Annotated in this window: 3 protein-coding genes and 2 pseudogenes; 1 reads left to right on the plus strand and 4 read right to left on the minus strand. The window is 68.0% G+C overall.

The genetic code is table 11. The features are described from left to right. Positions 1-417 precede the first annotated feature (417 nt). The 3 genes from ACWD5Q_RS35155 to ACWD5Q_RS35165 form a co-directional block, all read right to left on the minus strand. Complete coding sequence (locus tag ACWD5Q_RS35155; RefSeq protein ID WP_451431131.1) at positions 418-711, minus strand: hypothetical protein; 294 nt, start codon at positions 709-711, stop codon at positions 418-420. A gap of 91 nt (positions 712-802) precedes the next feature. After that, positions 803-1,141: a hypothetical protein gene (locus ACWD5Q_RS35160; RefSeq protein WP_451431132.1), complete on the minus strand. Its 339-nt coding sequence runs from the start codon at positions 1,139-1,141 to the stop codon at positions 803-805. 223 nt (positions 1,142-1,364) lie between these two features. After that, positions 1,365-2,015: a response regulator transcription factor gene (locus ACWD5Q_RS35165; RefSeq protein ID WP_451431133.1), complete on the minus strand. Its 651-nt coding sequence runs from the start codon at positions 2,013-2,015 to the stop codon at positions 1,365-1,367. Positions 2,016-2,977: 962 nt separating this feature from the next. Between ACWD5Q_RS35165 and ACWD5Q_RS35170 the strand changes: the two are divergent. Next, positions 2,978-3,061 (plus strand): annotated as a pseudogene (locus ACWD5Q_RS35170) (ATPase); the annotation flags it as partial. 65 nt (positions 3,062-3,126) lie between these two features. Here ACWD5Q_RS35170 and ACWD5Q_RS35175 read toward each other — a convergent pair. Next, positions 3,127-3,898: pseudogene (locus ACWD5Q_RS35175) on the minus strand (class I SAM-dependent methyltransferase). Positions 3,899-3,987: the final 89 nt, after the last annotated feature.

A 3,987-nucleotide genomic window follows, 5' to 3' on the forward strand; every position in this document is an offset into this window, starting at 1 on the left:
AGGGGCTTCACGCATACCTGACGCCGGGTCACCACCCCGCGCACGCTGGGCGATCACGCACCGCAACCATCACGTTGCTGAGAAGACCTCAGTGGCATCGGATGTACCGGCGGGTCCGCCGCCGGTCCGGGGCCAGACTATGTCACAGCCCGATGGCCGACGGTTGAGGTCACAGCCCGGTGTCCGACGGTTCGGTTCACCGCCTGATGCCGCGCCGTCCGGCCGGAATCCGGATGGATGAGCAAGCACGCGGGCTGGCAGGCGGCACCAGAGCCCGAGGGTGGTTACGCCTCAGGCACCTCATATTCATCTATCCGTCACTCGAAGTTCACCCGACAGGCGCTCGTGGTCGTCCCCACGGCGTCGCAGTGGGTTCCCCCGAGGGTTGGCACGGGGCGGCGCCATGGGGTGCCATGACTAACCACCCCAGATCCTGACGCCGTAGTTGCAGGCCTGCAGATATTCCTCTCGACACCGGTCGGCCGCCTTCTGGACTGCCGCGGCCTGCGCCTGCATCTCCGTGACGGTCTGGTTCCAGTTCACCTCGTGCTGGTTGAACAGATCCTCGACGTCACTGAGCCGTCCGGACAGCGCCGAGGTGTTGCCGCCGGCAAACTGCTGATCGAGCGCGTTGATCTCGTGCTGTACAGCGCTCAACTGTTCCAGCACCTCATTGAACGCTCCCCAGTCGACTGCATAGGCTTCAGCCACGCGTTCTCCTTGATGGGTGGCACGCAGCGCCCCCGTGGGCGAATCCGCGGACAAGGCCGCGGACACTGCGCGGAAGGGAAGGGCGCGCCCGTCAGAAACCCTTGAACGGGAGGCCCTGGTGCATCTGCTGGGTGAGCTGCCCCGCGGTGCTCGTGGTCGATTCGTGCGTCTGCGTCTGCGCCTTTCCGGTCCCGACGATGCGCTGGTGCATCTCGTCGAGGACCGCGCCGACCTTCTGGTAGTTCGCCATCCAGGCTTCGAGGGCGCTCTGGAAGTCGGCGCCGGCCTGGCCCGTCCAGCCGTGCTCCGCCCGAGTGGCCAGCTCCCTCATGCGCGCGAAGAACGCACCGTGGCTTTCCAGACTCTGCAGGTGGACCTGTACAGGCTGCTGCGTCCCTTGTGGGTCCACGCCCTCGGGATTCGAAGCCATGTGGGTTCTCCAGTCAGTCGCAGGAGTGTTGTGAAGCCCGTTGCTCTCGTGTCTCCATCCTTTTCTCCGGCTCGCACCCAAGGACAGTTCACGCCGCCCGTCGTGCCCGCTGTGACAGGCTGTCTGCCCGTGCGCTCCGGCCGCCGCGCGGCTGCCGCCAAGCAGCTGTCGCCGTCTCCCCGGGGCTGTCCCCGCCTCCCCCGTCGCCTTTCGGCGGAGCGGGTCACAGGATGCCCATACGGATGGCGTAGGCGACGGCATGGGTCCGGTTACGTAATCCCAGTCGCTTGACCACGGTCTGTATGACACTCTTGATCAGACGCTCGGAGTAGCTGAGCTTGTTGGCGATCTCCACGGTGTCCATGCCCTCGGCCAGGAGTCTGAGCACGTCGACCTCGCGCTGTGCCAGCTCGACCGGTAACAGACCGGTGGGCGACTCGCTCTTCTGCATGGTGCGCATCTGGTCCAGCAGCACGTTCACCAGCATCGGAGGCACGACTGACCGCCCTTGGTACGCCTCTACGGCCGCCGCACCGATCTGGGTGAAGCTGGTGTACGGCCGCACCAGGAAGCTCGCCATACCGTGGTGGACCGCGAGCGCCAACTGCTGCTCCGAGATGTGGTCCGCGACCAGCACGACCCGGATCCGGCCGCCGGTGCTCTGGCTGGCGCGGCTCATCGCGGAGAGGGTCTTACCGCTGACCGCCGCCGTGATCATCACCAGAATGTCGGCTTCGGGCAGCTGATCGTCCGTCAACAGCCGGACGCGCTCGTCCGCCCCCAGGAAATTGACCGTACCGTCTTGGGTCAGGGGGTCGTCGGCCTGTACGACGACCCCCGGCACCGGACGAGCTTCGTTTGCGTGATCAGGCATGGGACTCCTTGTCAAGAGCACGACATCGCACCCGAAAGCACTGGGCCCGGAGCACACCTGCGCCAGGAGCCGTGCCGATCGGCGGATCGAGCCGGCTCCGTCTCAGGCCGACCGCCTTCCGAACGCGAACTCATTTGCTCATGCCCGATCTTGGCAGGGGCCGCACGCGAGCCCCACACTTCGCCGGTGATCGATGCACGATGAAGCAAAGGCAGTGCCCGCGTGAGCAAAGACAGCCCCTGTGCATCCGGTATGACACGGCAGCACAACACCGTGCGGCCTACCGGAGTCTGCGCTCAACCAAGCTGCGACCGCCGCACCTGACCCGATGGCGGTGAATCGGTCACGCGGGCGTGGTGCTGCTGCGGAAGGTCGCCGACCGCGTCGGTCTGGCCACCGCGCTGAGTGCGGCGTTGCCGAAGGGCGCCGGGCCGGGCTGGCGGGATCGGGGCATGGCGCTGGTCCAACTGGCCTGTGCGATCGTGCACGGCGCGACGAACGTCCTTCAGGCTGAGCAACTTCAGTACCACTGGCGGCCGGTGTTCGGCCGGCCGGTCTCGGACATCTCCCTGCGCCGCACTCTGGAAGCGGTCGACGCCCCGGTGGCGGCCCGGGTGGAGCGCGCCCGCGCCGTCATACGCCGCGTGGTGTGGACGCTTCTCGCCCTGCGGCCCAAAGGCTTCCCCTGGATCTCGGTGTGCGGCCGGGAGCTGACCGGCTGGTACGTCCTGGACCTGGACGCGACCATCGTCACCTGCACCAGCCAGAAGGAAGGCGCGGCGGGCACCTTCAAGGGCAGCTTCGGCCACATGCCGCTGGGGGCGTGGCTGGCCAACACCCGCGAGTGCGTCGCCATGCTGCCGCGGCCGGCAACGCAGCCCCCAACGACGTCGCCGACCACAAGACGGTCCTGTCCGCCGCGCTGCGGCCGCGGGCGGACCTGGACGCGCCGCGCGAGCAGCGGCACGATCATCGAGACCGGCACCGACTCCTACCGGCTCGCCTCCACCCGCGCCCGAGCCGAGGAACCCGCCAAGGCCGGCTGACACCCGCCGGCCCCGACTCGACCTCCGCCCGTGAGGCCAGCGGTCGAGTCGGGCGGTGGAAACACCTACATGCTGGCGCGGGCCACGAGCAGCGGCTGGAAGAAGCCTGTCTCCTGCGGCATTCGCCAGCCGGGGTCGACAAACCCGGCCTCGGCTGCGAGGTCGGCCAGCCGGTCCTGGCCGAGTGCCCAGTAAGTGGTCCGGCCGGCGGACCTGGACGCGCCATTCTCCGCCCGCCGGAAGAAGCTGGAAGTGTTCCAAGTCGTAGTGCTCGCCGTCTTCGTGCCAGTGCCAGAGCTGGAAGGTGACTGCCCGTTCTCCGCCGTCGACGGCCTGGTGGACTTGTGGAGGCGTCGAAGCGGGGCGGTCGCGCAGCAGGTCGTCATAGGGGCGTGTGCTGACCATCAACAGGCCAGCGGGACGCAACACACGGCGCATCTCGGCCAGGGCAGCGTGCACATCCTGCTCCGACAGCAGGTGAGGCAACGAGTTGTCGGCGCAGACAACGGCGTCGAACTGGCCATCGGGAAACGGGAGGCGTCGCATGTCGGCGGCGGCCGTGCCCAGGCTCAGGCTCAGGCGGGCGGCCTCACGAGCAGCGCGGGCCGCGGCGCGGGGGCTGAGGTCCGTCCCGGTGACGCGGTGCCCGCGCAATGCCAGGCCGATGGCCTGCGTGCCAATACCGCAGGAGCAGTCGAGCACCGCCGCGCGATCCTGGCCGATCAGGGCGTCCAGCGCGTCCCCCTGCCGACGGATGCTCGCGTCCCAGTCTGAATAGATCAGGTGGTAATCCTCGGCCAGTTCGTCGTAGAAGTGCGCCACTGGTGTCTCGGGCAACGTCGCTTCCTAAGCGGCCTTTTGCAGCTCGGCGTTGATCTTCTCCTCGGGGTCGAGGCGGTGGATGTGGATGTCGTGTGTGACGCGGC

This window comes from Streptomyces sp. NPDC002513, from assembly GCF_053595355.1.

Coding starts and splice junctions, on each gene's coding strand:
- ACWD5Q_RS35160 (WP_451431132.1), bottom strand. CDS start 1,141: ATGGCTTCGAATCCCGAGGGCGTGGACCCACAAGGGACGCAGCAGCCT.
- ACWD5Q_RS35165 (WP_451431133.1), bottom strand. CDS start 2,015: ATGCCTGATCACGCAAACGAAGCTCGTCCGGTGCCGGGGGTCGTCGTA.